The sequence below is a fragment of the Streptomyces sp. NRRL F-5630 genome, from assembly GCF_000719475.1.
Taxonomy (GTDB): Bacteria; Actinomycetota; Actinomycetes; order Streptomycetales; family Streptomycetaceae; genus Streptomyces.
In genome coordinates, this window is sequence record NZ_JOGO01000016.1 from 56769 (window position 1) to 79095 (window position 22327).

The 22327-nt window shown below is 70.3% G+C and carries 20 protein-coding genes and 1 pseudogene; 10 read left to right on the forward strand and 11 right to left on the reverse strand.

Features of this window, described 5'->3' with window-relative positions; translation table 11 throughout:
* Positions 1-167: 167 nt before the first annotated feature.
* The 3 genes from IF99_RS0110250 to IF99_RS0110260 form a co-directional block, all read right to left on the reverse strand.
* Complete coding sequence (locus IF99_RS0110250) at positions 168-1448, reverse strand: MFS transporter (protein ID WP_030996078.1); 1281 nt, start codon at positions 1446-1448, stop codon at positions 168-170.
* 146 nt (positions 1449-1594) lie between these two features.
* Positions 1595-2677 (reverse strand): inositol-3-phosphate synthase, encoded by a 1083-nt coding sequence (locus IF99_RS0110255; protein WP_030996079.1) that lies wholly within the window; start codon positions 2675-2677, stop codon positions 1595-1597.
* 55 nt (positions 2678-2732) lie between these two features.
* The gene (locus IF99_RS0110260; RefSeq protein WP_030996080.1) at positions 2733-3401 is read right to left on the reverse strand and encodes a PadR family transcriptional regulator; all 669 of its coding nucleotides are present in this window, start codon (positions 3399-3401) and stop codon (positions 2733-2735) included.
* A 370-nt stretch (positions 3402-3771) separates the two neighbouring features.
* Between IF99_RS0110260 and IF99_RS0110265 the strand changes: the two genes are divergently transcribed.
* Together IF99_RS0110265 and IF99_RS0110270 are read left to right on the forward strand one after the other, a co-directional pair.
* Positions 3772-6456 (forward strand): transglycosylase domain-containing protein, encoded by a 2685-nt coding sequence (locus IF99_RS0110265; RefSeq protein ID WP_030996081.1) that lies wholly within the window; start codon positions 3772-3774, stop codon positions 6454-6456.
* A 211-nt stretch (positions 6457-6667) separates the two neighbouring features.
* The gene (locus IF99_RS0110270; RefSeq protein WP_030996082.1) at positions 6668-8182 is read left to right on the forward strand and encodes a glycosyltransferase family 87 protein; all 1515 of its coding nucleotides are present in this window, start codon (positions 6668-6670) and stop codon (positions 8180-8182) included.
* 93 nt (positions 8183-8275) lie between these two features.
* Here IF99_RS0110270 and IF99_RS0110275 read toward each other — a convergent pair whose 3' ends face one another.
* The 3 genes from IF99_RS0110275 to IF99_RS0110285 all read right to left on the reverse strand — a co-directional run bounded on the left by IF99_RS0110275 (position 8276) and on the right by IF99_RS0110285 (position 11288).
* Entirely contained in the window at positions 8276-9307 is a 1032-nt protein-coding gene (locus IF99_RS0110275) for an alanine racemase (RefSeq protein ID WP_030996083.1), read from the reverse strand.
* Between the two features lie 102 nt (positions 9308-9409).
* A complete protein-coding gene (locus IF99_RS0110280; RefSeq protein ID WP_030996084.1) occupies positions 9410-10531 on the reverse strand; it encodes a lipid II:glycine glycyltransferase FemX in 1122 nt (373 codons plus the stop codon).
* Between the two features lie 424 nt (positions 10532-10955).
* Positions 10956-11288, reverse strand: coding sequence for a hypothetical protein (locus tag IF99_RS0110285; protein ID WP_030996085.1), 333 nt, complete (start codon positions 11286-11288; stop codon positions 10956-10958).
* A gap of 267 nt (positions 11289-11555) precedes the next feature.
* On the opposite strand from IF99_RS0110285, the gene rpsF reads away from it, so the two are divergent.
* From rpsF to rplI, 4 genes are all read left to right on the forward strand, one after another.
* The gene (gene rpsF, locus IF99_RS0110290; protein ID WP_007824576.1) at positions 11556-11846 is read left to right on the forward strand and encodes a 30S ribosomal protein S6; all 291 of its coding nucleotides are present in this window, start codon (positions 11556-11558) and stop codon (positions 11844-11846) included.
* A 77-nt stretch (positions 11847-11923) separates the two neighbouring features.
* Positions 11924-12508 (forward strand): single-stranded DNA-binding protein, encoded by a 585-nt coding sequence (locus IF99_RS0110295; RefSeq protein ID WP_030996086.1) that lies wholly within the window; start codon positions 11924-11926, stop codon positions 12506-12508.
* A gap of 57 nt (positions 12509-12565) precedes the next feature.
* Positions 12566-12802, forward strand: coding sequence for a 30S ribosomal protein S18 (gene rpsR, locus IF99_RS0110300; protein ID WP_008746874.1), 237 nt, complete (start codon positions 12566-12568; stop codon positions 12800-12802).
* Positions 12803-12819: 17 nt separating this feature from the next.
* Positions 12820-13266 (forward strand): 50S ribosomal protein L9, encoded by a 447-nt coding sequence (gene rplI / locus IF99_RS0110305; protein ID WP_030996087.1) that lies wholly within the window; start codon positions 12820-12822, stop codon positions 13264-13266.
* A gap of 342 nt (positions 13267-13608) precedes the next feature.
* Here rplI and IF99_RS0110310 read toward each other — a convergent pair whose 3' ends face one another.
* Complete coding sequence (locus IF99_RS0110310; RefSeq protein WP_030996088.1) at positions 13609-14946, reverse strand: MATE family efflux transporter; 1338 nt, start codon at positions 14944-14946, stop codon at positions 13609-13611.
* Positions 14947-15331: 385 nt separating this feature from the next.
* Here IF99_RS0110310 and dnaB point away from each other — a divergent pair, with 385 nt between their 5' ends.
* Both dnaB and IF99_RS34830 read left to right on the forward strand, forming a co-directional pair.
* A complete protein-coding gene (dnaB, locus tag IF99_RS0110315) occupies positions 15332-16879 on the forward strand; it encodes a replicative DNA helicase (RefSeq protein WP_030996089.1) in 1548 nt (515 codons plus the stop codon).
* Between the two features lie 103 nt (positions 16880-16982).
* Positions 16983-17114, forward strand: a pseudogene (locus tag IF99_RS34830) (dipeptidase); the annotation flags it as partial.
* On the opposite strand, the gene IF99_RS35450 reads toward IF99_RS34830, so the two are convergent.
* Entirely contained in the window at positions 17087-17218 is a 132-nt protein-coding gene (locus tag IF99_RS35450; protein ID WP_267882236.1) for a hypothetical protein, read from the reverse strand. The pseudogene IF99_RS34830 and the gene IF99_RS35450 sit on opposite strands and share 28 nt — an antisense overlap.
* A gap of 196 nt (positions 17219-17414) precedes the next feature.
* Between IF99_RS35450 and IF99_RS0110325 the strand changes: the two genes are divergently transcribed.
* Positions 17415-18413, forward strand: a complete 999-nt coding sequence (locus tag IF99_RS0110325; RefSeq protein WP_030996090.1) for a phosphotransferase — start codon at positions 17415-17417, stop codon at positions 18411-18413.
* 99 nt (positions 18414-18512) lie between these two features.
* On the opposite strand, the gene IF99_RS0110330 is transcribed toward IF99_RS0110325, so the two are convergent.
* The gene (locus IF99_RS0110330) at positions 18513-19154 is read right to left on the reverse strand and encodes a maleylpyruvate isomerase N-terminal domain-containing protein (RefSeq protein WP_030996091.1); all 642 of its coding nucleotides are present in this window, start codon (positions 19152-19154) and stop codon (positions 18513-18515) included.
* Positions 19155-19194: 40 nt separating this feature from the next.
* A complete protein-coding gene (locus IF99_RS0110335; RefSeq protein ID WP_030996092.1) occupies positions 19195-20052 on the reverse strand; it encodes a DMT family transporter in 858 nt (285 codons plus the stop codon).
* Positions 20053-20193: 141 nt separating this feature from the next.
* Between IF99_RS0110335 and IF99_RS0110340 the strand changes: the two genes are divergently transcribed.
* Positions 20194-21609: a serine hydrolase domain-containing protein gene (locus tag IF99_RS0110340; RefSeq protein WP_234340642.1), complete on the forward strand. Its 1416-nt coding sequence runs from the start codon at positions 20194-20196 to the stop codon at positions 21607-21609.
* A gap of 203 nt (positions 21610-21812) precedes the next feature.
* Here IF99_RS0110340 and IF99_RS0110345 read toward each other — a convergent pair whose 3' ends face one another.
* Positions 21813-22265 carry a GNAT family N-acetyltransferase gene (locus IF99_RS0110345; RefSeq protein WP_030996094.1) on the reverse strand — a complete coding sequence of 151 codons (453 nt, stop codon included), beginning with the start codon at positions 22263-22265 and terminating at the stop codon, positions 21813-21815.
* Positions 22266-22327: the final 62 nt, after the last annotated feature.

Here is a 22327-nt window from a genome sequence, read left to right on the forward strand (position 1 = left end):
GCGCGATGTTTCACGTGAAACATGAGGACGTCCGCCGCAGGGGCGTGCCGCGCGATGTTTCACGTGAAACATGAGGACGTCCGCCGCAGGGGCGTGCCGCGCGATGTTTCACGTGAAACATCCCGAGGTGCCCCGTGGATGTTTCACGTGAAACATCCCTCCCCTCCTCAGCTCGCCCGCGCCGGTACCCCGAGCGCGCGCCCGGCCAGCACGGCCACGCACGCGTAGATCACGGCGACCCCCAGGACGAGCGTGACCGAGCGCCCGTCCCCCGGCAGGACGAGGGCGGAGGCTCCCGCCGCACCGACGAAGGCGACGTTGAAGAGCACGTCGTACACCGAGAAGACCCGTCCTCGGTAGCCGTCCTCGACCTCGGACTGCACCACGGTGTCGGTCGCGATCTTCGCGCCCTGGGTGATGACGCCGAGGAGGAAGGCGAGCGCCATCATCACGGGCTCGACGAAGAACGGGCCCGCGAGCCCGGCGAACACCGCCGCGAGGGCCGCGCAGCCCGCGATCCAGCCGAGCGGGCCGAAGCGCCGGATCGCCCACGGGCTGAGCAGCGCCGCCACGAAGAAGCCCGCCGCCGAGAGGCCGAGGGCGAGCCCGAGCAGGGCGAGGCCGTCCTCCTCCGTCGTCGACCACGCGTACCGGCAGAGCATCAGCAGGGTGACGGTGAGCGCCCCGTAGCAGAAGCGCAGGAGGGTCATCGCGGCGAGCGAGCGCGCCGCGGGACGGCGGGCGGGGCCGGCGAGGTGGCGCAGGCCCTGGAGGAGGCCCTGCGCGGACGCGGCGAGCGCGGCGCGTACGTGGGCACGGGGTCGTTCCTCCAGGGCCGGGCCGAGCACGTCGACCGGGATGCGGAGCGAGGCGAGCGCGGTGGCGAGGTAGAGCGCGGCGCCGAGCAGCACGACGGCGGCGTCCGAGTCCCGGCCGAGGAGCCGGACGAGGAAGGCCAGACCACCGCCCACCGTGGCGGCGAGAGTCCCGGCGGTCGGGGAGAGCGCGTTGGCCACGACGAGACGGGGGCCGTCCACGACCCGGGGCAGCGCGGCGGAGAGCCCGGCGAGGACGAAGCGGTTGACCGCGGTGACGCACAGGGCCGCCGCGTAGAAGAGACCGTCGGGGACGCGGCCGAGGATCAGCACGGCCGTGAGCGCGGCCAGCAGCACGCGCAGCAGGCTGCCGTACAGGAAGACCTGGCGGCGCCGCCAGCGGTCGAGGAAGACGCCCGCGAAAGGGCCGACGAGAGAGTAGGGGAGCAGCAGGACTGCCATCGCGGAGGCAATCTGGCCCGGGGTCGCCTGCTTCTCCGGGGAGAAGACGACGTAGGTGGCGAGACCGACCTGGAAGATGCCGTCCGCGGCCTGGGAGAGCAGCCGCACGGTGAGCAGGCGGCGGAACCCGCTCCGCTTCAGCAGGAGACGGAGATCGGGGAGGACAGCCATGCGGCACAGCTTCACACGCGGGGTACGGGCTCCCGCGCACAGGTACGGCGAAGGGGCCCGTACCTGTGCGGTACGAGCCCCTCCGGACACACGGTTCCCGGCGCTCATCGCCGCGGGGGCGGTGGGCCGGACGGAGTGTCAGCCGCTCAGCGCTCGACCTCGCCGCGGATGAACTTCTCCACGTTCTCGCGAGCCTGGTCGTCGAAGTACTGGACCGGCGGGCTCTTCATGAAGTAGCTGCTCGCCGAGAGGATCGGGCCGCCGATGCCGCGGTCCTTGGCGATCTTCGCGGCGCGGAGCGCGTCGATGATGACGCCGGCGGAGTTCGGGGAGTCCCAGACCTCCAGCTTGTACTCCAGGTTCAGCGGGACGTCACCGAAGGCGCGGCCCTCAAGGCGCACGTAGGCCCACTTGCGGTCGTCGAGCCACTGCACGTAGTCGGACGGGCCGATGTGCACGTTCTTGGCGCCGAGGTCCCGGTCGGGGATCTGCGAGGTGACGGCCTGCGTCTTGGAGATCTTCTTGGACTCCAGGCGCTCGCGCTCCAGCATGTTCTTGAAGTCCATGTTGCCGCCGACGTTGAGCTGCATCGTGCGGTCGAGGACGACACCGCGGTCCTCGAAGAGCTTCGCCATCACGCGGTGCGTGATGGTGGCGCCGACCTGCGACTTGATGTCGTCGCCGACGATCGGGACACCGGCCTCGGTGAACTTGTCGGCCCACTCCTTGGTGCCCGCGATGAAGACGGGGAGGGCGTTGACGAAGGCGACCTTGGCGTCGATGGCGCACTGGGCGTAGAACTTCGCCGCGCTCTCGGAGCCCACCGGCAGGTAGCAGACGAGGACGTCGACCTGACGGTCCTTGAGGACCTGGACGACGTCGACCGGCTGCTCACCGGACTCCTCGATCGTCTCGCGGTAGTACTTGCCGAGACCGTCGAGGGTGTGGCCACGCTGCACGGAGACGCCGGTGCTGGGCACGTCGCAGATCTTGATGGTGTTGTTCTCGCTGGCGCCGATGGCGTCCGCGAGGTCGAGACCGACCTTCTTGGCGTCCACGTCGAAGGCGGCGACGAACTCGATGTCCTTGACGTGGTAATCGCCGAACTGCACGTGCATGAGACCCGGGACCTTGCCCTCCGGGTCGGCGTCCTTGTAGTACTCGACGCCCTGCACCAGCGAGGCGGCGCAGTTGCCCACGCCGACAATGGCTACGCGAACCGAACTCATTCCGGTTGCTCCCTGTGTGATCTCTGAGTCCTATGAGAGCCGCGGTGCTGCGGTCTCAGGTGGGTGTGCCAGGCGAATCCGGCCGGGAGTCGCTCCCGGACCGGGGCAGATCGCCCGGCGCTCCCTTCTGCCGCTCCGCGTCCCCCGGCCGGGAGGTCCGCAGGTCGCGGCCCACGCGCTCGCTCTCGATCAGCTCGTTGAGCCAGCGCACCTCGCGCTCCACGGATTCCATGCCATGGCGCTGGAGTTCGAGGGTGTAGTCGTCAAGACGTTCCCGGGTGCGGGAGAGCGAGGCCCGCATTTTCTCCAGGCGCTCCTCCAGCCGGCTGCGACGGCCTTCCAGGACGCGCATGCGCACATCCCGGGAGGTCTGGCCGAAGAAGGCGAAGCGGGCGGCGAAGTGCTCGTCCTCGTAGGCGTCCGGGCCGGTCTGGGAGAGCAGCTCCTCGAAGTGCTCCTTGCCGTCCGCGGTGAGCCGGTAGACGATCTTCGCGCGCCGCCCGGAGAGGGCGGTGGCGGGTTCGCCCGGGGCGGCGGCCGACTCCTCGGCCAGCCAGCCCCGCGCCACCAGCGTCTTGAGGCAGGGATAAAGGGTTCCGTAGCTGAAGGCCCGGAACACCCCCAGCGAGGTGTTGAGGCGCTTTCGCAGCTCGTACCCGTGCATGGGGGATTCGCGCAGCAGGCCGAGGACGGCGAATTCAAGGATGCCCGCACGTCGGCTCATCCTCTCCTCCTCCTTCTCCCGGACCGCCGTAGCGCGTCTTTATCTCGTGCTGATGTATCGAGTCGATACATCAGCACGATAGAGGGGTGTCCTCGTGACGACAAGTGGAGGCTCAGTGACCGGCGTCACATCGCTGTGAGGATGGGAGCAAGTTGCCTGTTTTGGGGTGAACTTCGGAGTCTGTGCAGTGAGCCGGTGCGTAGTCTGGGCGCCATGCTGTCCACCGGGAACCAAGAGGCGCCCGGGAACGTCGTCGTCCCAGACGTAGTGCGCGCGAACCCGCTGAGGGCTCCGCGCCACGACGAGGGAACCGCTTCAGCCGCCGTTTCCAGGCGCGTAAGCCTGCGCCTGCCCGAGGAGTAGTCGTTCGATGAGCGAGCACCGTCGCAAACCGCCGCAGCCGGAAGGCGGCGGACGGGCCGCGGCCCGACGCGCCCGTTCCGGGAATACGGGACGCCGGGCGACGTCCCGTGGTTCCGCCCCTTCTTCCTCCGCGCACGGCTCAGCCGGTGTGGAACCGCCGTCCCACGGAGGCGGACGGGCGGAGGCCCGGCGCGCCGCCCAGCGCGGCAGCGGCGGGCGCAGGCGCGCGGCCCCGGCGGGCCAGGGCGGCGGAAGGCGCGGCGGCCCCCCGGCGAAGAAGCGCTTCATCGACTACCCGCGCGCGGGCAAGACCGGCGTCGGGCGCTGGATTCCCTCGTGGAAGCTCGTCACCGGCCTCTTCGTCGCCTTCATAGGCGGGCTCATGGGCATCGCGGGCATCGCGTACGCGATGGTCGAGGTCCCTGACGAGGCGTTGAGCGCCAGGGCGCAGAACAACGTCTACTACTGGGCCGACGGCAGCCAGATGGTCGCCACGGGCGGCGAGAGCCAGCGCAACCGGCAGATCGTCCACCTCGACCAGATCGACAAGTCGATGCAGTACGCGGTCATCTCGGCGGAGAACAAGTCCTTCGAGACGGACAGCGGCGTCGACCCCATGGGTATCGGCCGCGCGCTCTTCAACATGGCCAAGGGCGGTCAGACGCAGGGTGGTTCGACCATCACCCAGCAGTACGTCAAGAACGCGGTGCTGGACGATCAGGAACAGACCCTGACCCGCAAGTTCAAGGAACTGTTCATCTCGATCAAGGTGGGCACGACCAAGAGCAAAGACGAGATCATGGCGGGCTATCTGAACACCGCCTATTACGGTCGCGGTGCCTACGGGATTCAGGCCGCCTCGCGCGCGTACTTCGACAAGGACGCGGTCGATCTCAACCCCAGCGAATCGGCACTTCTCGCAGCCGTCCTCAAGGGCGCCACGTACTACGACCCGGCGGGCGTGGCCTCGGACAACCCGGCGAAGACCACCAAGGAAGCCAACACGGTCCGCGCGACGGAGCGCTGGGCCTGGATTCTCGACGAGGAGGTCAAGGACGGCCACCTCAGCCAGAGCGAGCGGGCCAAGTACACCGAGCTGCCGAAGACGAAGCCCCCGCGCGCCAACAGCGCCCTCGGCGGGCAGGTCGGCTACCTCGTGGAACTCGCCAATTCCTGGGTGACGAGCCACAGCGAGGAAACGGGCATCAGCCAGAACAAGCTGAACCAGGGCGGCTACCGGATCTACACGACCTTCAAGAAGAGCAGGGTCAAGGAGCTGGAGAAGTCCGTCACCAAGGTCTACGACGACAACATCGACCCCAAGAAGCGCCCGAAGACGGACAAGCACGTGCAGTTCGGCGGCGCTTCGGTCAACGCGCGGACCGGGGCGATCGAAGCGATCTACGGCGGTACGGACGCCCTCACGCACTGGACGAACAACGCCGACGTCACCGGCGCGCAGGTCGGCTCGACCTTCAAGCCGTTCGTGCTCGCCGCCGCGATGGAACACGGGGTGCGCGACCCGAAGCTCGGTCCCAACCAGGACGACTCGACACGCACGCCCGTTTCGCAGATGAGCATCTACAGCGCCAAGAACAAGCTGAAGATCAAGAAGTACGACGGCACCATCTGGACCGACAAGAACGGTGACCAGTGGCTCCAGACGAATGACGGTGGAGAGTCCCCCAACGCGGACGACAACAACCGCATCACCCTGCGTGAGGCGATGCAGCACTCCATCAACTCCGCCTTCGTCCAGCTCGGTATGGATGTCGGCCTGGACAAGGTCAAGGACGCCGCGATCAAGGCCGGCATCCAGGACGGTCCCAATATCTTCGCCAGCAACAACTACCCCTCCTTCTCGCTCGGTACGTCCTCGCCCAGTGCGATCCGCATGGCGGGTGCGTACGCGACCTTCGCGAACGAGGGGGAGCAGAACGACCCGTACTCGGTGACCAAGGTGGAGAGCGAGAAGGGCACGCTCTTCCAGCACAAGAAGAAGAGCAAGTCCGCCTTCCCCAAGCCGGTGGCCGACAACGTCACCGACGTCCTCAAGAACGTCGTGGAGAAGGGCACCGGTACCTCGGCCAAGATCCCGGGCCGGGACGTCGCCGGAAAGACCGGTACGACGGACGGCAACAAGTCCGCGTGGTTCGTCGGCTACACCCCGCAGGTCTCCACCGCGATCGCCATGTTCCGCTTCGACGACAACGCGAAGAACAAGCAGCGCAAGTTCGAGGAGATGTACGGGACCGGCAACCAGACCTCGATCCACGGTGCCTCCTTCCCGGCCCAGATCTGGAAGGACTACATGCTGCTGGCGCTCAAGGACGCGCCGAAGGAGTCCTTCCCGAAGCCCGAGAAGATCGGCAAGGTCGTCGAGACGGTCGACTCCCCGCCCTCGCCGAGCAAGGAGCCGTCGGAGTCCCCCTCCGATTCCCCCTCGGAGTCGCCCTCGGATTCCCCCTCCTCCGAGGCCCCGCCGAGTCCCTCGGAAACGGAGTCGGAGAACACCTGCGGTCCCCTCGACTTCGACTGCCAGGACGGCGGTGGCGACGAAGGCGGTGACGGCGGGGACGACCAGGGCGGTGACAATCAGGGGCCGGGCCAGACCTCCGGGCCACCCTCGCCCTCGGTACCAGGGGAAGGGGACCCCGGGGGCGAGGAGGACAACGGCTGGTTCAAGCCGTGACCACGCCGGGATGATGTTCCACGTGAGACATCAAGCGGCCGGATGTTTCACGTGAAACACCGGCCAGCCGGATGTTCCACGTGAAACATGGGCAGCCCGCCCGAGTCGGGCGTACGAGGGCCGCGGTACCGACATCCGGTACCGCGGCCCTCGCCGTCTTCCGGCCCCGCCCGGCGTTCCCGGCCACCGCCGCTCAGGCACGTACGGCAGGATGGCCGTCATGACGAGTACCCGCGTGCAGCAGTCCGGGCCGGTGCTACCCACCGAGGAGGACGCCGTCGCCGCCGAGGGCAGCGAAGTGCTCGGCGGCCCGGTGGGGCGTCATGCCCTGCTCGGCTCCACGTGGTGGACGCCGGTACGGGTCGTCGCGCTCGTCGCCCTGGGGCTCTTCGCGCTCGGCATGGTGCAGAAGATCCCCTGCTACAACGGCGGCTGGTTCTTCGGGGCGAACGCCCAGTACACGCACGCCTGCTACTCCGACATCCCCCATCTCTTCCAGGGGCGCGGCTTCGCCGACGGACTCGTTCCCTACTTCGACCGGCTCAGCGGCGACATGGAGTACCTGGAGTACCCCGTGCTCACGGGCGTGTTCATGGAGGTCGCCTCCTGGCTCACCCCGGGCGGGGACGACCTCGTCCACCGTGAGCAGGTCTACTGGCTCGTGAACAGCGGGATGCTCATGATCTGCGCGGTGGTCCTCGCCGTGTGCGTGAGCCGCACCCACCGCGGCCGCCCCTGGGACGGCCTGCTCGTCGCTCTGGCCCCCGCCGCCGCGCTCACCGCCACCATCAACTGGGACCTGCTCGCCGTCGCGCTCACGGCCGTCGCGATGCTCCTGTGGTCCCGCGAGCGCGCCTTCGGCTTCGGCATCCTCCTGGGCCTCGCGACCGCCGCGAAGCTCTACCCGGTCCTGCTCCTCGGGCCCGTGCTGCTGCTGTGCTGGCGTACCGGGCGCTGGCGGGAGTTCGGCAAGGCGCTGGGCGGTACGGCGGCGGCCTGGCTCCTCGTGAACCTCCCCGTCATCCTCCTCGCCCCGGACGGCTGGGCGAAGTTCTACACCTTCAGCCAGGAGCGCGGGGTGGACTTCGGTTCCTTCTGGCTCATCCTGACCCAGCGGCTCAGCTCCCCGCCGAGCACCGACACGATCAACACGCTCGCGACGCTGCTCATGGTCCTCGCCTGTGCCCTCCTCGCCGTGCTGACGCTCACCGCTCCACGCCGGCCGCGCTTCGCCCAGCTCGCCTTCCTCGTCGTCGCGGCCTTCATCCTCACCAACAAGGTCTACTCGCCGCAGTACGTCCTGTGGCTCGTGCCGCTCGCCGCGCTCGCCCGGCCGCGCTGGCGGGACTTCCTCATCTGGCAGGCCGGAGAGGTGCTGTACTTCCTCGGCATCTGGCTCTACCTCGCCTACACGAGCGGCGGCAAGGGCGCGATGGGGCTCTCCCAGGAGGGCTACCACCTCGCGATCTGCTGCCACCTGCTCACCACGCTCTACCTCTGTGCCGTCGTCGTGCGGGACATCCTGCTGCCCGAGCGCGACCCCGTCCGTGCCTCCGGCGACGACGACCCCTCGGGCGGAGTCCTCGACGGAGCGCCCGACCTCCACGTGTACGGCCGCGCCGCGAGGCCGCCCCAGCACGGCGGCGGGACGTACACGGACTGGGGCAAGAGGCCGGAGGAGCCGGCGGAGCCGTTCGCGGACGAGGAGCCGGAGCGGCGGGCCTGACAGGGCCGTCGCGACGAGTACGGAGAAGGGCGCCCCCTCGCCAGGGGGCGCCCTTCTCCGTACCCGAGCCCGTACCCGCCGCGCGGGCCGCGCTCAGTGCTCCACGAGCCGGTCGTACTGCGTCGTCGTGTGCCGCAGGTGCGCGACCATCTCCTCGCCCACCCGGGGCTCGGCGGCGTCGCCCGGCACGAAGAGGATCGAGACCTGCATGTGCGGCGGCTCGGCGAACCAGCGCTGCTTGCCGTCGTGGACGAACGGCGAGAGGTTGCGGTTGACCGTGGCCAGTCCGGCCCGCGCCACGCCCTTCGCGCGCGGCATCACGCCGTGCAGTGCCTTCGGCGCCTCAAGCCCCACCCCGTGCGAGGTCCCGCCCGCGGCGACGACGAGCCAGCCGTCCGAGGCCGCCTTCTGCTGCCGGTACCCGAAACGCTCACCCTTCGCGACCCGGGTCACGTCGAGGACCGTCCCCCGGTACTGGGTGGCGTCGTGGTCACCGAGCCAGAGCCGGGTGCCGATCCGCGCGCGGAAGTTCGTCTGCGGGAACTGCTGGCTCAGCCGGGCCAGTTCCTCCGCCTTGAGGTGGCTCACGTACATCGTGTGGAGCGGCATCCGCGCGCCGCGCAGGGTGTCCATCCACGCGATGACCTCCTCGACCGCGTCCGTGCCGTCGGTGCGGTCGAGCGGGAGGTGGATCGCGAAGCCCTCCAGGCGCACGTCGTCGATCGCGCTGCCGAGGGCCTGGAGGTCGTTCCGGGTCACGCCGTGCCGCTTCATCGAGGACATGACCTCGATCATCACGCGCGCGCCCACCAGGGCGCGGACGCCGTCCACCGAGGAGACCGAGCGGATCACGCGGTCGGGGAGCGGTACCGGCTCCTCACCGCGCCGGAAGGGCGTGAGGACCAGCAGATCGCCGCTGAACCAGTCCTTGATCCGCGCGGCCTCGTACGTGGTGCCGACAGCGAGCATGTCGGAGCCGAACCGGGTCGCCTCCTCGGCGAGCCGCTCGTGACCGAAACCGTAGCCGTTGCCCTTGCAGACCGGGACGATCCCCGGGAACTGTTCCAGGATGTGCTTGTGGTGTGCCCGCCAGCGCGTGGAGTCGACGTAGAGCGTGAGCGCCATGGCCGGTTCCGGACCTTTCTTCTAGCTGTGTGGTGCGGAGGGGAGCCGGGTCGCGCGGGACCCGGCGGGGACCGGGGGCGGCGACTCGGGGGAAGGGGGAGGTCAGCGGCGCGACATGTACATGTCGAGCGCCTTGTGGAGCAGCTTGTTGAGCGGGAAGTCCCACTCCCCGAGGTACTCCGCCGCCTCTCCCCCGGTGCCCACCTTGAACTGGATGAGACCGAAGAGGTGGTCGGTCTCGTCGAGCGAGTCGCTGATGCCGCGCAGGTCGTAGACGCTCGCGCCGAGTGCGTAGGCGTCGCGCAGCATCGCCCACTGCATCGCGTTCGACGGGCGCACCTCGCGCCCGATGTTGTCCGAGGCGCCGTACGAGTACCAGACGTGCCCGCCGACGACGAGCATCGTGGCCGCCGAGAGGTTCACCCCGTTGTGGCGTGCGAAGTACAGGCGCATCCGGTTGGGGTCCTCGCTGTTCAGCGCCTGCCACATGCGCTCGAAGTACGCCTGCGGACGGGGCCGGAACTTGTCGCGGATCGCGGTGATCTCGTACAGCCGCTGCCACTCGGCGAGGTCCTGGTAGCCGCCCTGGACGACCTCCACGCCGGCCTTCTCGGCCTTCTTGATGTTGCGCCGCCAGAGCTGGTTGAAGCCCTTGTGGACCTCCTCCAGGGAGCGTCCCGCGAGGGGCACCTGGAAGACGTAGCGGGGCTGGACGTCGCCGAAGCCGGCGCCGCCGTCCTCGCCCTGCTGCCAGCCCATCCGGCGCAGCTTGTCGGCGACCTCGAAGGCGCGCGGCTCGATGACGTCCGCCTCGATGTCGCGCAGCCGCTTCACGTCGGGGTCCTGGATGCCCTGCTTGATCGTCGGCGCCTTCCAGCGGCGGATGACGACCGGCGGGCCCATCTTCACCGAGAAGGCGCCCTGCTTCTTGAGGTGCGCCAGCATCGGCTGGAGCCACTCGTCGAGGTTCGGCGCGTACCAGTTGATGACCGGGCCCTCGGGAAGGTAGGCGAGGTAGCGCTTGATCTTGGGGAGCTGCCGGTAGAGGACGAGCCCGGCGCCGACGAGCTGTCCGGTCTTCTCGTCGATCCAGCCGAGGCTCTCGGAGCGCCACTCCGACTTCACGTCTGCCCAGGCGGGGACCTGCATGTGGCTGGCCGCGGGCAGGCTCTGGATGAAGGCCAGATGGTGCTCGCGGCTGATGGTCCTCAGGGTCAGGCTCATTCGGGGCGCTCCTCGGGCTGGTGTGTCCCCGTCGGTACAGGGCTCCGGCTCTCGCGCCGAAGCCTACTGCGCCTGTCCGGGGCGCTCACTGGGCCGTACCGCTCGCCGGGGCGGCGCGGAAGCGGGGAGACGGCCGGGCGGGGACCGCGGCGGGCGGCGCGCACTGCTCCAGGCGGGCGACGGCGGCGAGGCGGCGGGCCCGTGCGGAGGAGCGTTTTTCATACGGAGCCGGGGGCCTCTCGCGTCTCTACGGGGCGGAGGCGGCGGTACGGGGACGGGGTGTGGTGGGTCCGGCGGCGGGACGAAGCGGCGGGGCGGTCGCCCTCCAGCGGCGGCAGCCCGCGGCCCGCGGTGCCGGGCTCCCCCGCTGGTGGGCGGGCGGATTCCGGCGCCACGGGCCGTTCGGCTCGGGCGGCCCTGGGGCTCAGCCGCCGATCAGGCCGCCGAAGAGGCCGCCATGGGCCATGCCGACGAGAAGGCCGACTCCCGCGGCGCCCATGCCGATGATCAGTCCGAAGCGCTCCCGGGTGGTGACGGAGATGTACTGCCCCCAGCCGCCGACCGCGAGGCCCGCGAGCCCCGTCCAGGAGCTCAGCAGGTGGAAGCTGTGGAAGAAGGACGAGATGAAGGCCAGGAACCCCAGCAGGAGTGTGAGTGCGGTGAGGGCGTTCTGCAGGGGGTGTGGCCGCCCGTCTCCGGAGACGAGCGAGTTCGCAGAGGGCTGATGTGTGGACGGGGGACGCATTGCCTGTGCCATCGGGCACCTCCTGACGGGACCGGTGCCCTGTAGCGCCGGTCACATCCTTTCTGTACAGATTGCGTCCCCCCGGGTCCGGATTTCAACCGGAAGCCGGTGTGCGGGTACTGTGTACCGTCTGCGCCGGTGTCTGTCCGGTCACCCGGACGGCCCTCCTCCTCGGCGGAGGGCTCGTTGTCCGTGGGGCCCAGTACCGTCGCTACGCATGAACAACCCTCCTGCCACGGATTGTCCGTGGCCGCTGAGTCCGAAGGAGGTGGGTTACCTATGCGTCACTACGAGGTGATGGTGATCCTCGACCCCGATCTGGAAGAGCGCTCGGTCGCTCCCCTGATCGAGAGCTTCCTCTCCGTGGTCCGTGAGGCCGACGGAAAGGTCGAGAAGGTCGACACCTGGGGCCGTCGTCGTCTGTCCTACGAGATCAACAAGAAGCCCGAGGGGATCTACTCGGTCATCGACCTCCAGGCCGAGCCCGCGGTCATCAAGGAGCTCGACCGTCAGATGAATCTGAACGAGTCGGTCCTCCGGACCAAGGTCCTCCGTCCCGAGACCCACTGAGCGCTCTGGCTCAGGGACTCGCGGACGTCGAGTAGCCACGTACCCGCCAGAGCACATTCCGCCGAGAGGTACATCCCATGGCAGGCGAGACCGTCATCACGGTCGTCGGCAATCTTGTCGACGACCCGGAGCTGCGCTTCACCCAGTCCGGTGCGGCCGTCGCGAAGTTCCGCGTCGCGTCCACGCCGCGCACCTTCGACCGGCAGACCAACGAGTGGAAAGACGGCGAGAGCCTCTTCCTCACGTGCTCGGTCTGGCGGCAGGCCGCGGAGAACGTCGCGGAGTCGCTTCAGCGCGGCACCCGCGTCATCGTTCAGGGCCGGTTGAAGCAGCGGTCCTACGAGGACCGTGAAGGCATCAAGCGCACGGTCTACGAGCTGGACGTCGACGAGGTCGGCGCCAGCCTGCGCAATGCCACCGCCAAGGTCACCAAGACCAGCGGCGGGGGCGGGCGCGGCGGTCAGGGAGGCTACGGCGGAGGCCCGCAGGACGGCGGCTGGGGCGGAAACCCCGGTGGCGGTCAGCAGCAGCCGCAGCAGGGCGGCGGCGGTGCACCCGCCGGCGACCCCTGGGCCACCGGTGCTCCCTCCGGCGGAGGGCAGCAGGGCGGCGGCTGGGGCGGGAACTCCGGCGGCGGCTACTCGGACGAGCCCCCCTTCTAGGACCTCCGGGTCCTGGGGGTGGGCCTTCCCACTTCTTGATCACACAGGAGAAACACCATGGCGAAGCCGCCTGTGCGCAAGCCTAAGAAGAAGGTCTGCGCATTCTGCAAGGACAAGGTCACGTACGTGGACTACAAGGACACGAACATGCTGCGGAAGTACATTTCCGACCGCGGCAAGATCCGTGCCCGCCGCGTGACCGGCAACTGCACCCAGCACCAGCGCGATGTCGCCACGGCCGTGAAGAACAGCCGTGAGATGGCGCTGCTGCCCTACACGTCCACCGCGCGCTGAGAGAGGGTGACCATCGCATGAAGATCATCCTCACGAACGAGGTCTCCGGTCTCGGTGGCCCCGGCGAGGTCGTCGACGTCAAGGACGGGTACGCCCGTAACTACCTGGTCCCGCGTGGTTTCGCGATCCGCTGGACCAAGGGTGGCGAGAAGGACGTCGCGCAGATTCGTCGCGCGCGCAAGATCCACGAGATCGCCACGATCGAGCAGGCCAACCAGATCAAGGCCGAGTTGGAGGGTGTCAAGGTTCGCCTTGCGACCCGCTCCGGCGAGGCCGGCCGTCTGTTCGGCTCCGTGACCCCGGCCGACATCGCCTCGGCGATCAAGGCCGCGGGTGGCCCGAACGTGGACAAGCGCCGCATCGAGCTGACGACGCCGATCAAGTCGCTCGGCGCCCACGAGGCGTCCGTGCGTCTGCACCCCGAGGTGGCCGCCAAGGTCAACATCGAGGTCGTCTCCGCCTGAGCGTCCCGCTGACGCTGAAGCAGCGAAGGGGCCGCACCACTCGTGGGTGCGGCCCCTTCGGCGTTTGTGGGGTCCGCGCATTCGGCGTGTACGGGGTCGGTCGCCGCACGGGGTCGGGGCGGGGCGCAGGGGCCGACGCCCAGGGTGTGTGCACCGATGGCGGGTACGGGCGAGGCGGCGCGTACGCGGCTCGGGCTGAGCGGGAGCGTCCGATGCGGTGCGTACAGGTCCCCCAGGCTCGCGGGTCTACACCCGGTGCGGCGCGTACGTGCCCGGTGGGCGTTTCACGTGGAACATCCACCGGCGGGCTCGCGATGTTTCACGTGGAACATCCCCGCCGCCTCAGCGGCTCGCCCCGGTCACGACCCAGCCTCCCGAGCGGGAGCGCAGCCAGAGGGTGAGCATCCGGACCACCATCATGAGCGCCATCGCCCCCCACAGCGCCGTGAGCCCGCCGCCCCACACTGGGACGAGCAGGGCGACCGGCGTGAAGACCGCCAGGGTGAGGATCATCGCGGCGGCGAGGTAGCGCCCGTCACCCGCCCCCATCAGCACCCCGTCGAGGACGTAGACGATCCCGCAGACCGGCTGGACGAAGGCGACGACGAGCAGGGCGGGGAAGGCGGCGTCGTGGACGACGGCGTCCCCGGAGAAGAGCGGGATGTACAGCGGGCGTCCGGCGATGACGAGGGCGCCGAGGACGACGCCGGAGGCGATGCCCCAGTGGACCATCCTGCGGCACACATTCCTGGCGCCCTCGGCATCGTCCGCGCCCAGGTAGCGCCCGATGATGGCCTGGCCCGCGATGGCGATGGCGTCGAGGGCGAAGGAGAGCAGGCTCCACAGGGAGAGCACGATCTGGTGCGCGGCGATGTCGGCGTCCCCGAGCCGTGCCGCGACGGCTGTGGCGATCATGAGGATCGCGCGCAGCGAGAGGGTGCGGACGAGGAGCGGGGCCCCGGCGCGTGCGCTGTTGTGTATCCCCGCGAGATCGGGGCGCAGGGAGGCGCCGTGGCGGCGGGCGCCGCGTACGACCACGTAGAGGTAGACGAGCGCCATGCCGCATTGGGCGATGACCGTGCCCCAGGCCGAGCCGGCGATGCCGAGGCCCGCCCCGTACACGAGGACGGCGTTGAGCACGCCGTTGGCGAGGAAGCCCCCCACGGCGACGTAGAGCGGTGTCCGGGTGTCCTGGAGGCCGCGCAGCACGCCTGTCGCCGCGAGGACGATGAGCATGGCCGGGATGCCGAGGGCGGAGATGCGCAGATAGGTCGTGGCGTAGGGGGCCGCCGTGCCCGAGGCACCGAAGAGGTCGACGAGCCAGGGTGCGCCGGGGAGGGCGAAGGCGACGACCAGGAGTCCCAGAGCCAGGGCCAGCCAGATACCGTCGATCCCCTGGCGCAGCGCGGCGGCCAGGTGGCCCGCGCCGACGCGCCGGGAGACGGCCGCCGTCGTCGCGTAGGCGAGGAAGACGAAGACACTGACCGCCGTGGTGAGCAGGGCGGAGGCGACGCCGAGGCCGGCGAGTTGCGGGGTGCCGAGGTGGCCGACGATGGCGCTGTCCACCATGACGAAGAGCGGTTCCGCGACGAGGGAGCCGAAGGCCGGGAGGGCGAGAGCGATGATCTCGCGGTCGTGTCGGCGCGGGTCCGTGCGGGACTGCTCGGGAGGGCGGGGCATGGATTAAATCTAATCTTCCACAGGTAAGAGACGCAAAGCTCTGCGGCCCTTACGTAACCATGCGGCGGTCCCGCTCGGGGGCGCCTGGTTTCGTGATCTTGGGCCACTCGGGAAATTTTTTCTTCCCCACAGGCGGTGGATGAGGAAAACCCAGGTCAGGTCGGGTCCCCGTGCGGGTGGCCGGGCTTGTTCACAGACCTTTCCACCGGCTCATGCACAGGTTCGGGCGAGTTCTCCACAGCTCTGGGCTGGTTATCCACAGTGCCTGTGGATAACCAGATTGGCTGACGGTGCCGACGGGCCTAACGTTATGCGGCGCCCACCGTGCGGCGGCGCGTGGAACGGTACGGCAAGGTCCGTTCCACGGATGTGAGGAGGAGGCCCGGTGAGCATTTCCGAGCCCTTGGACGATCCCTGGGCCGAGAGCGGGCCCGGTGACCGACTGCCCTCGACCCGCAGACGCCGCGAGGACGACGACCGGGGCGGGCGGGGGGACGGACACGGCGGGCGCGGTGACCAGGCCCGCAGCGGTCAGGCACGGGAGGAGCAGGGGCGCGGCGAGCGCCACGACCGGGGCCGGGAGGGCGGCGACTGGGACGGCCCGGCCGCCTTCGAGCGCGTACCCCCGCAGGACCTGGACGCCGAGCAATCGGTGCTCGGCGGCATGCTGCTCTCCAAGGACGCCATCGCCGACGTCGTGGAGATCCTCAAGGGCTCCGATTTCTACCGGCCCGCGCACGAGGTGGTCTACCAGGCGATCCTCGACCTGTACGCGAAGGGCGAGCCCGCCGACCCGATCACGGTGGCCGCGGAGCTGACCCGGCGCGGGGAGATCACCAAGGTCGGCGGAGCCCCGTACCTGCACACCCTCGTGCAGACGGTGCCCACGGCGGCCAACGCGGAGTACTACGCCGAGATCGTCCACGAGCGGGCCGTGCTGCGCCGCCTCGTCGAGGCGGGCACGCGCATCACGCAGATGGGATACGCGGCGGACGGCGACGTCGACGAGATCGTCAACAACGCGCAGGCCGAGGTCTTTAAGGTCACCGAGCAGCGCACGAGCGAGGACTACCTCCCGCTCGGGGACATCATGGAAGGCGCGCTCGACGAGATCGAGGCGATCGGCTCGCGCAGCGGCGAGATGACCGGTGTCCCGACGGGCTTCGCGGACTTCGACGCGCTCACCAACGGCCTGCACCCCGGACAGATGGTCGTCATCGCGGCCCGCCCCGCGATGGGCAAGTCCACCCTCGCGCTGGACTTCGCCCGCGCGGCGTCGATCAAGAACAACCTCCCGAGCGTCATCTTCTCGCTCGAAATGGGCCGCAACGAGATCGCGATGCGCCTCCTGTCGGCCGAGGCACGCGTCGCCCTGCACCACATGCGCTCCGGGACGATGACCGACGAGGACTGGACCCGCCTCGCCCGCCGGATGCCCGAGGTCTCCGCGGCCCCGCTCTACATCGACGACTCGCCGAACCTGTCGATGATGGAGATCCGCGCGAAGTGCCGGCGGCTCAAGCAGCGGAACGACCTCAAGCTCGTCGTGATCGACTACCTCCAGCTCATGCAGTCCGGTGGCAAGGGCCGCGCCGAGAGCCGCCAGCAGGAGGTCTCGGACATGTCCCGAAACCTGAAGCTGCTCGCGAAGGAACTGGAGATCCCGGTGATCGCGCTCTCGCAGCTCAACCGTGGACCCGAGCAACGCACCGACAAGAAGCCGATGGTCTCCGACCTGCGCGAATCGGGATCGATCGAGCAGGACGCCGACATGGTCATCCTGCTGCACCGCGAGGACGCCTACGAAAAGGAGTCCCCCCGCGCCGGCGAGGCCGACCTCATCGTCGCCAAACACCGCAACGGCCCGACCGCCACCATCACGGTGGGCTTCCAGGGCCACTACTCCCGCTTCGTGGACATGGCGCAGGTGTGAGGGGGGAGAGTTCCCCCTTTCGTGGCCGAGTCCCATGAGCGGCGGCCAAACGATGGCCTGTCTGGCGCGAACCTGAGACTGGCGGGCCACGACGTGTGCGTCCATGACGGAGATCGTTCTGATGTCCGACCGGAAGGTCGCAGCCGTGCCTGTGAAGGAGTGCGGTGAACGGCTCGTGGATGTGCGACGAGTCAGTCCCCTGCTGGCCTACGAGCGGAAGGGGCAGGACTGCGCGAAGGGCTGGCGTGCCCCGTCCGGCCAGCGGTACGGAAAGACACGGGTGCCCGCCTCTGCCGCCATGGTCACCTGGGTGGTGAACGACGGGACGTCGACGACCATGAGGTACGTGGCCTCCCTGGCGAGGAGCCCGGCGGTGATCGGCCTCCGCTCGGACCGGGGCAGCCGACGGCGTGGACCGGCCGTTCCCCGAGCGGCGATGCTGCCGGATCGCGCGTGGGCCGCGCTTCCGGGCGGCTCGCTCCGACCGCCTCGTAAAAGGCTGGAGAGCCGTGGCCCCGACTGTTCTGATGGCTGGATGGACGACGACGCCGAGGTTGTGGAGCGAGGGCGGTACGAGGGCGTGGCGACGCCCTGGGACGGGGCGGCGTGGCGCCGTGCGGCCCTGGACTGGACCGGGGAGGCGCTCGCCGCGCGGGGGCTGCGCCAGCGCGGGCGGCGAACAGTGCGCTTGCGGCCGTGGTCGGTGCTGGTGCGGGTGCCCGTGGAGGGTAGGGGCGACTGCTGGTTCAAGGCGCATCCGCCGGGGAGCGCCTTCGAGGGCGCGTTGACGGAGGCGCTCGCGCGGTGGGTGCCGGACTCTGTGCTGCGTCCGCTCGCGGTCGACACCACGCGCGGCTGGACGCTGCTCCCGGACGGCGGGCCGCTGGTCCTCGACGTGCTCGACCGGCTCGACGCGAGCGACGGGCAGCGGCTGTGGGAGGAGGTCGTGCGGCGGTACGCGGAGACGCAGCGGACGTTGACCGCGCACGTCGGGGAACTCGCCTCGCTCGGCGTCCCCGTGGTCCCGACAGCGGCGCTGCCCGAGTTCTTCGACGACGTGCTGGCGAGCGCGCGCACGGCGGCGGAGGAGCGCGCGAGGCTGGAGGCGCTGCGGCCGCGCGTCGCGGAATGGGCCGGGGAACTCGCCGCCCTGGGCGTCGCGGACTCGCTCGACCACGCCGACCTGCACGAGAAACAGGTCTTCCACCCGGCGGCGGGCCGTTTCACCTACTTCGACTGGGGAGACGCGCTCGTCTCGCACCCTTTCGCGAGCTTCCTCGTCGCCGCGCGCGCCGCCCGTGAACGGTACGGGCCCGCCGCACTGCCCCGGCTGCGAGACGCCTACCTCGAACCCTGGACCGGCGGAGGTGCGAGCGCGGCCGAGCTGCGGCGTGCCCTCACGCTCGGCGCACGGCTCGGCGTCCTCGGCCGCGCCGCGTCCTTCGGCCGCCTCTTCCCGGGCAACGACGACGGGGAGTTGCCGCAGGCGCAGGGGCGCTGGCTCTCCGAACTCCTCCGTGAGCCGGTGGCCTGACCGCGCCTCAGGAGATGCCCGGATGAGCGACCTCATCTGATGGCTGATGCGCGTGGGACGGCACGACGCGGGGCGTCGTACGCCGTGACCGCCCGTTCCTCAGCCGAGGACGAGGCGTACCGGGGCGGACGCGCGTTCCTCGGGGGTGGGCGTGCGTCGGCCCGTACCGACGAGCAGGGCCTCTCGGTCCGAGAAGGAGGGCGGGAAGGGGGCGCCCGCGATGCGGCCGAGGAGGGCGCGGGAGCTTTCGAGGCACGCGGCGGGGGGCGCGGCGGCTTCCGGGAGAGGGGCGATGAGGTCGAGGTGGTGGAGAGTCCACTCCAGGACATAGGCGGAAAGGTAGTCCGCCACCGTCAGGACCTGTCCCCGTGTCCCGACGTGTGCCTCCGGCGCGGCGAGGCGGGCCGCGCGTCCCGCCGCCCAACCGACGTCGTCCAGGTGGGACTTCAGCAGCGCCGGATCCTCGTAGGCCGCCGCGAGACGGACGGTGAGCGCGTCGAGCGGGTCGGTGCCGTCCGGTGGCGTCTCGCCCACCTGCCAGTACGTCACGGCGTCGCGCGTCGGCGCGCCCCGCTCGGGCGTGGCGAGGGTGATGAGGACGTCCTGCGTGCCGATGACGAGGTGGCAGACGAGATCCCGTACGCGCCAGCCCGCGCAACCGCTGGGCCGGTCGAAATCCTCGTCGCGGAGCCCGGCGACCGTGTCGAGCAGGGAGGTGAGGGCCTGGGAGAAGAGATCCACCCGGGCAGGCTACGCGGCAGAGGCGGGGCGCGCGGCTTCGTTATGAGGCGAGGTCGCGGATGTGGGGGACCGCGCGGGTCAGCGCGAGGACGCCTGCGGCGATCAGTGCGACGCCGAGCAGCTCGGGCACGACGAGCCAGCCCAGGTGGAGGCGTTCCTGGAAGACGAGGACGCCGAGCAGAAGGCTGACCGTGGCGTCACCGATCGTCAGGGCGGGCTGCGAGGCGGCGAGCGAGCCCGCCTGCAAGGCGTTCTCCAGGAGCAGGAGGGCCGCGATGCCGGTGAGCGCGAAGCCGTAGGTCTGCCAGGAGGCGAGGAAGGCGCCAGGACCGTGGTCGGCGAAGGTACGGGTCGCCGACTTGAGGAGCGCCGCGGTCAGCGCGTTGCCCACGGCCGCCGCGAACCCGAGCACGCTGGCGCGCAGCAGCGAGGAGCGGGTGCGGCGCGCGATGAAGACCATGAGGCCCATCGCCGCGAGGCACAGTGCCACCGCCGGAGTCCAGCGCTCGGCCGAGGCCTGGCTCGTGCCCCCGTGCGGGGCCGCGCAGCCGAGCAGCAGCACGAGGCCGGCGACGACGCTCGCGATCGCGTACCAGCCGGTCACCGGCATCGTGCGGTGCAGCAACGGCAGCCCGATGAGCAGCGCGAACGGCAGCTCCAGGATGAAGACCGGCTGGACGAGCGCGAGCGGCCCGTTCGTGAGCGCGAGGGCCTGGAAGAACGCGGCACCGATCACGCCGCCGATGCCGAGGAGCCAGGCGGGCCGGTGGGCCAGGGCGAGAACGAGGCGCAGGCCGCCGCCCCGGGACTGGTTGGCCGCGGCCTTGCGCTGGAAGGCGGTTCCCATCGCGTTGCTCGCGGCGCCGAGTACGGCGAAGACGACAGCCAGGATGATCACGTCACCTGACTCCCCGTTCTCACGGCGCGTCTCACGCCTCCCGGCGGCACGTCCGCCCTACGAAGGACGGGCGCGTGGGGGAGCGGCCCCGGGCCGAAAGGGGCTGGTGGCGCCGGGCGGCGGCCGATTAGCGTGCCACGCATGACTTCCTTCGACGAGGCCGGCGGCGCGTCCGGCGAAAAGCCCGGCGAGGTGTCCGGCGCACTCCTGGACGGGACGCGGCGGGCGCTGCTGCGCCGGATCGCCGTGGCACAGGCCGAGCAGCGGGTGCCGTCCGTCGTGGCGGCGGTGACGCGGGGCGGACGGCAGGTGTGGAGCGGAGCACGCGGCCGGGTCGACGGGCACGCCCCCGACGACCAGGTGCAGTACCGCATCGGCTCGATCACCAAGACCTTCACGGCGGTGCTCGCGCTGCGCCTGCGCGAGGAGGGCCTGCTCGAACTGGGCCAGCCTGTGGAGCGGTACGTGCCGGATGCGGGACTCGGGGCCGAGGTGACGGTGCGCCAACTCCTCGCTCACACAGGGGGCCTGGCGGCCGAGGCGCCCCCGCCCTGGTGGGAGCGGACGCCGGGGAGTCTGCGCCCGCGGCTCACCGACGTGCTGGGCGCGGAGCCCTTCCGTCACGAACCAGGGTTGCTGCACCACTACTCCAACCCCGGCTTCACGGTCCTCGGCGCGCTCGTCGCCGCCGTGCGCGGGAGCACGTGGGAGGAGGCCCTGCGCACGGAGATCCTGGAGCCGCTCGGCCTGCGGCGGACCGGGGTACGCCCCGAGGCGCCGAGTGCCTGTGGCTGGGCCGTGCACCCGTGGGCAGATCTGCTCCAGGAGGAGAAGGTGGAGGATCTGGGGATCATGGCGCCGGCGGGGCAGCTGTGGTCCACGGCCGCCGACCTCGCCCGCTTCGCGGACTTCCTGCTCCACGGGGACGACGAGGTGCTCGGCATCGAGGGGGTGCGGGAGCTGCGTGTTCCAGCGGCCCCCGGGGACGGGGACAGCGGGTACGGCCTCGGCACGCAGCTTCTGCATCGCGGGGGCAGGGACCTGGCCGGGCACACGGGCTCCGTGCCGGGGTTCACGGCCGGGCTGTGGATCTGTGAGAAGGAGGACCTCGGCGCCGTGGTGCTGGGCAATGCCACGTCGCAGCTCAGCTCGGGGACGCTCGCCGCCGAGCTGCTCGAACTCGTGGCGGAGGCCGAGCCTCGTATCCCCGAGCCGTGGAGGCCGCTGCCGCACGTGGACAGGGAGCTTCTGGCGCTCACGGGCCTGTGGTACTGGGGAAGCGACCCGGTCGCCGTACGTCTCCGGGCAGGTGGGGGGCTGGAACTCGGCCCGGTCAAGGGCGGGCGGCAGTCCCGCTTCGTACCTGCGGACGACGGGAGCTGGGTGGGACTCGACGGCTACTACTCGGGCGAGGTGCTGAGCGTCGTACGGGGGACGAAGGGCGAGGTGAGCCACCTCGACCTGGGTTCCTTCGTCTTCTCGCGCGAGCCGTACGCGGAGGGCGGCCCGACGCCCGGCGGAGTCGTGGCGAAGGGGTGGCAGGGGCTGCCGGGCTGAGGCCGGGGATGTTCCACGTGAAACATGGGGCGCCGACCCCTGAGGGGTACGTCCGCCCCTGTGAGGGGGCGACCCCGGGGGATGTTCCACGTGGAACATCCCCCGGGACAGCTCAGCCCCGGGGGTTCTGCCGTGTTTCACGTGAAACATTCCGTGTGCGCGGCCCGCGATGTTTCACGTGGAACATGGGGTGCGGGGCGGGCTCAGAGCGTGAGTTTGAAGCCGACGTGCGAGTCGACGAAGCCGAGCCGCTTGTAGAAGCGGTGGGCGTCGGTGCGGCTGGCGTCCGAAGTGAGCTGGACCAGGCTCGCGCCCTGGCGGCGGGATTCCTCGATGGCCCAGGTGATGAGCTGGGTGCCGAGACCTCCCCCGCGAGTCGTCGCGGACACCCGTACGGCCTCGATGATCGTGCGGGTGGTGCCCTGCCGGGACAGGCCGTGCAACACGCTGAGCTGCAACGTGCCCACGATCTCGCCGTCGCTCTCCGCCACGACGAGGTGCTGGTTCTTGTCCTCGTCGATGCGGGCGAACGCCTCGCGGTAGGGCGTGAGGTCGTCCGGGGACTCACGCTGGGCGCCGAGCGGGTCGTCCGCGAGCATCGCGACGATCGCGCTGATGTCGTTGTGCGTGGCCGGGCGTATGTGAAGGGTGCTCATGCCCGCGATCCTAGGCGCGGCGTCCCGGGCGTCACCGGAGTTCCCCGGCCGGGGGCCCGAGC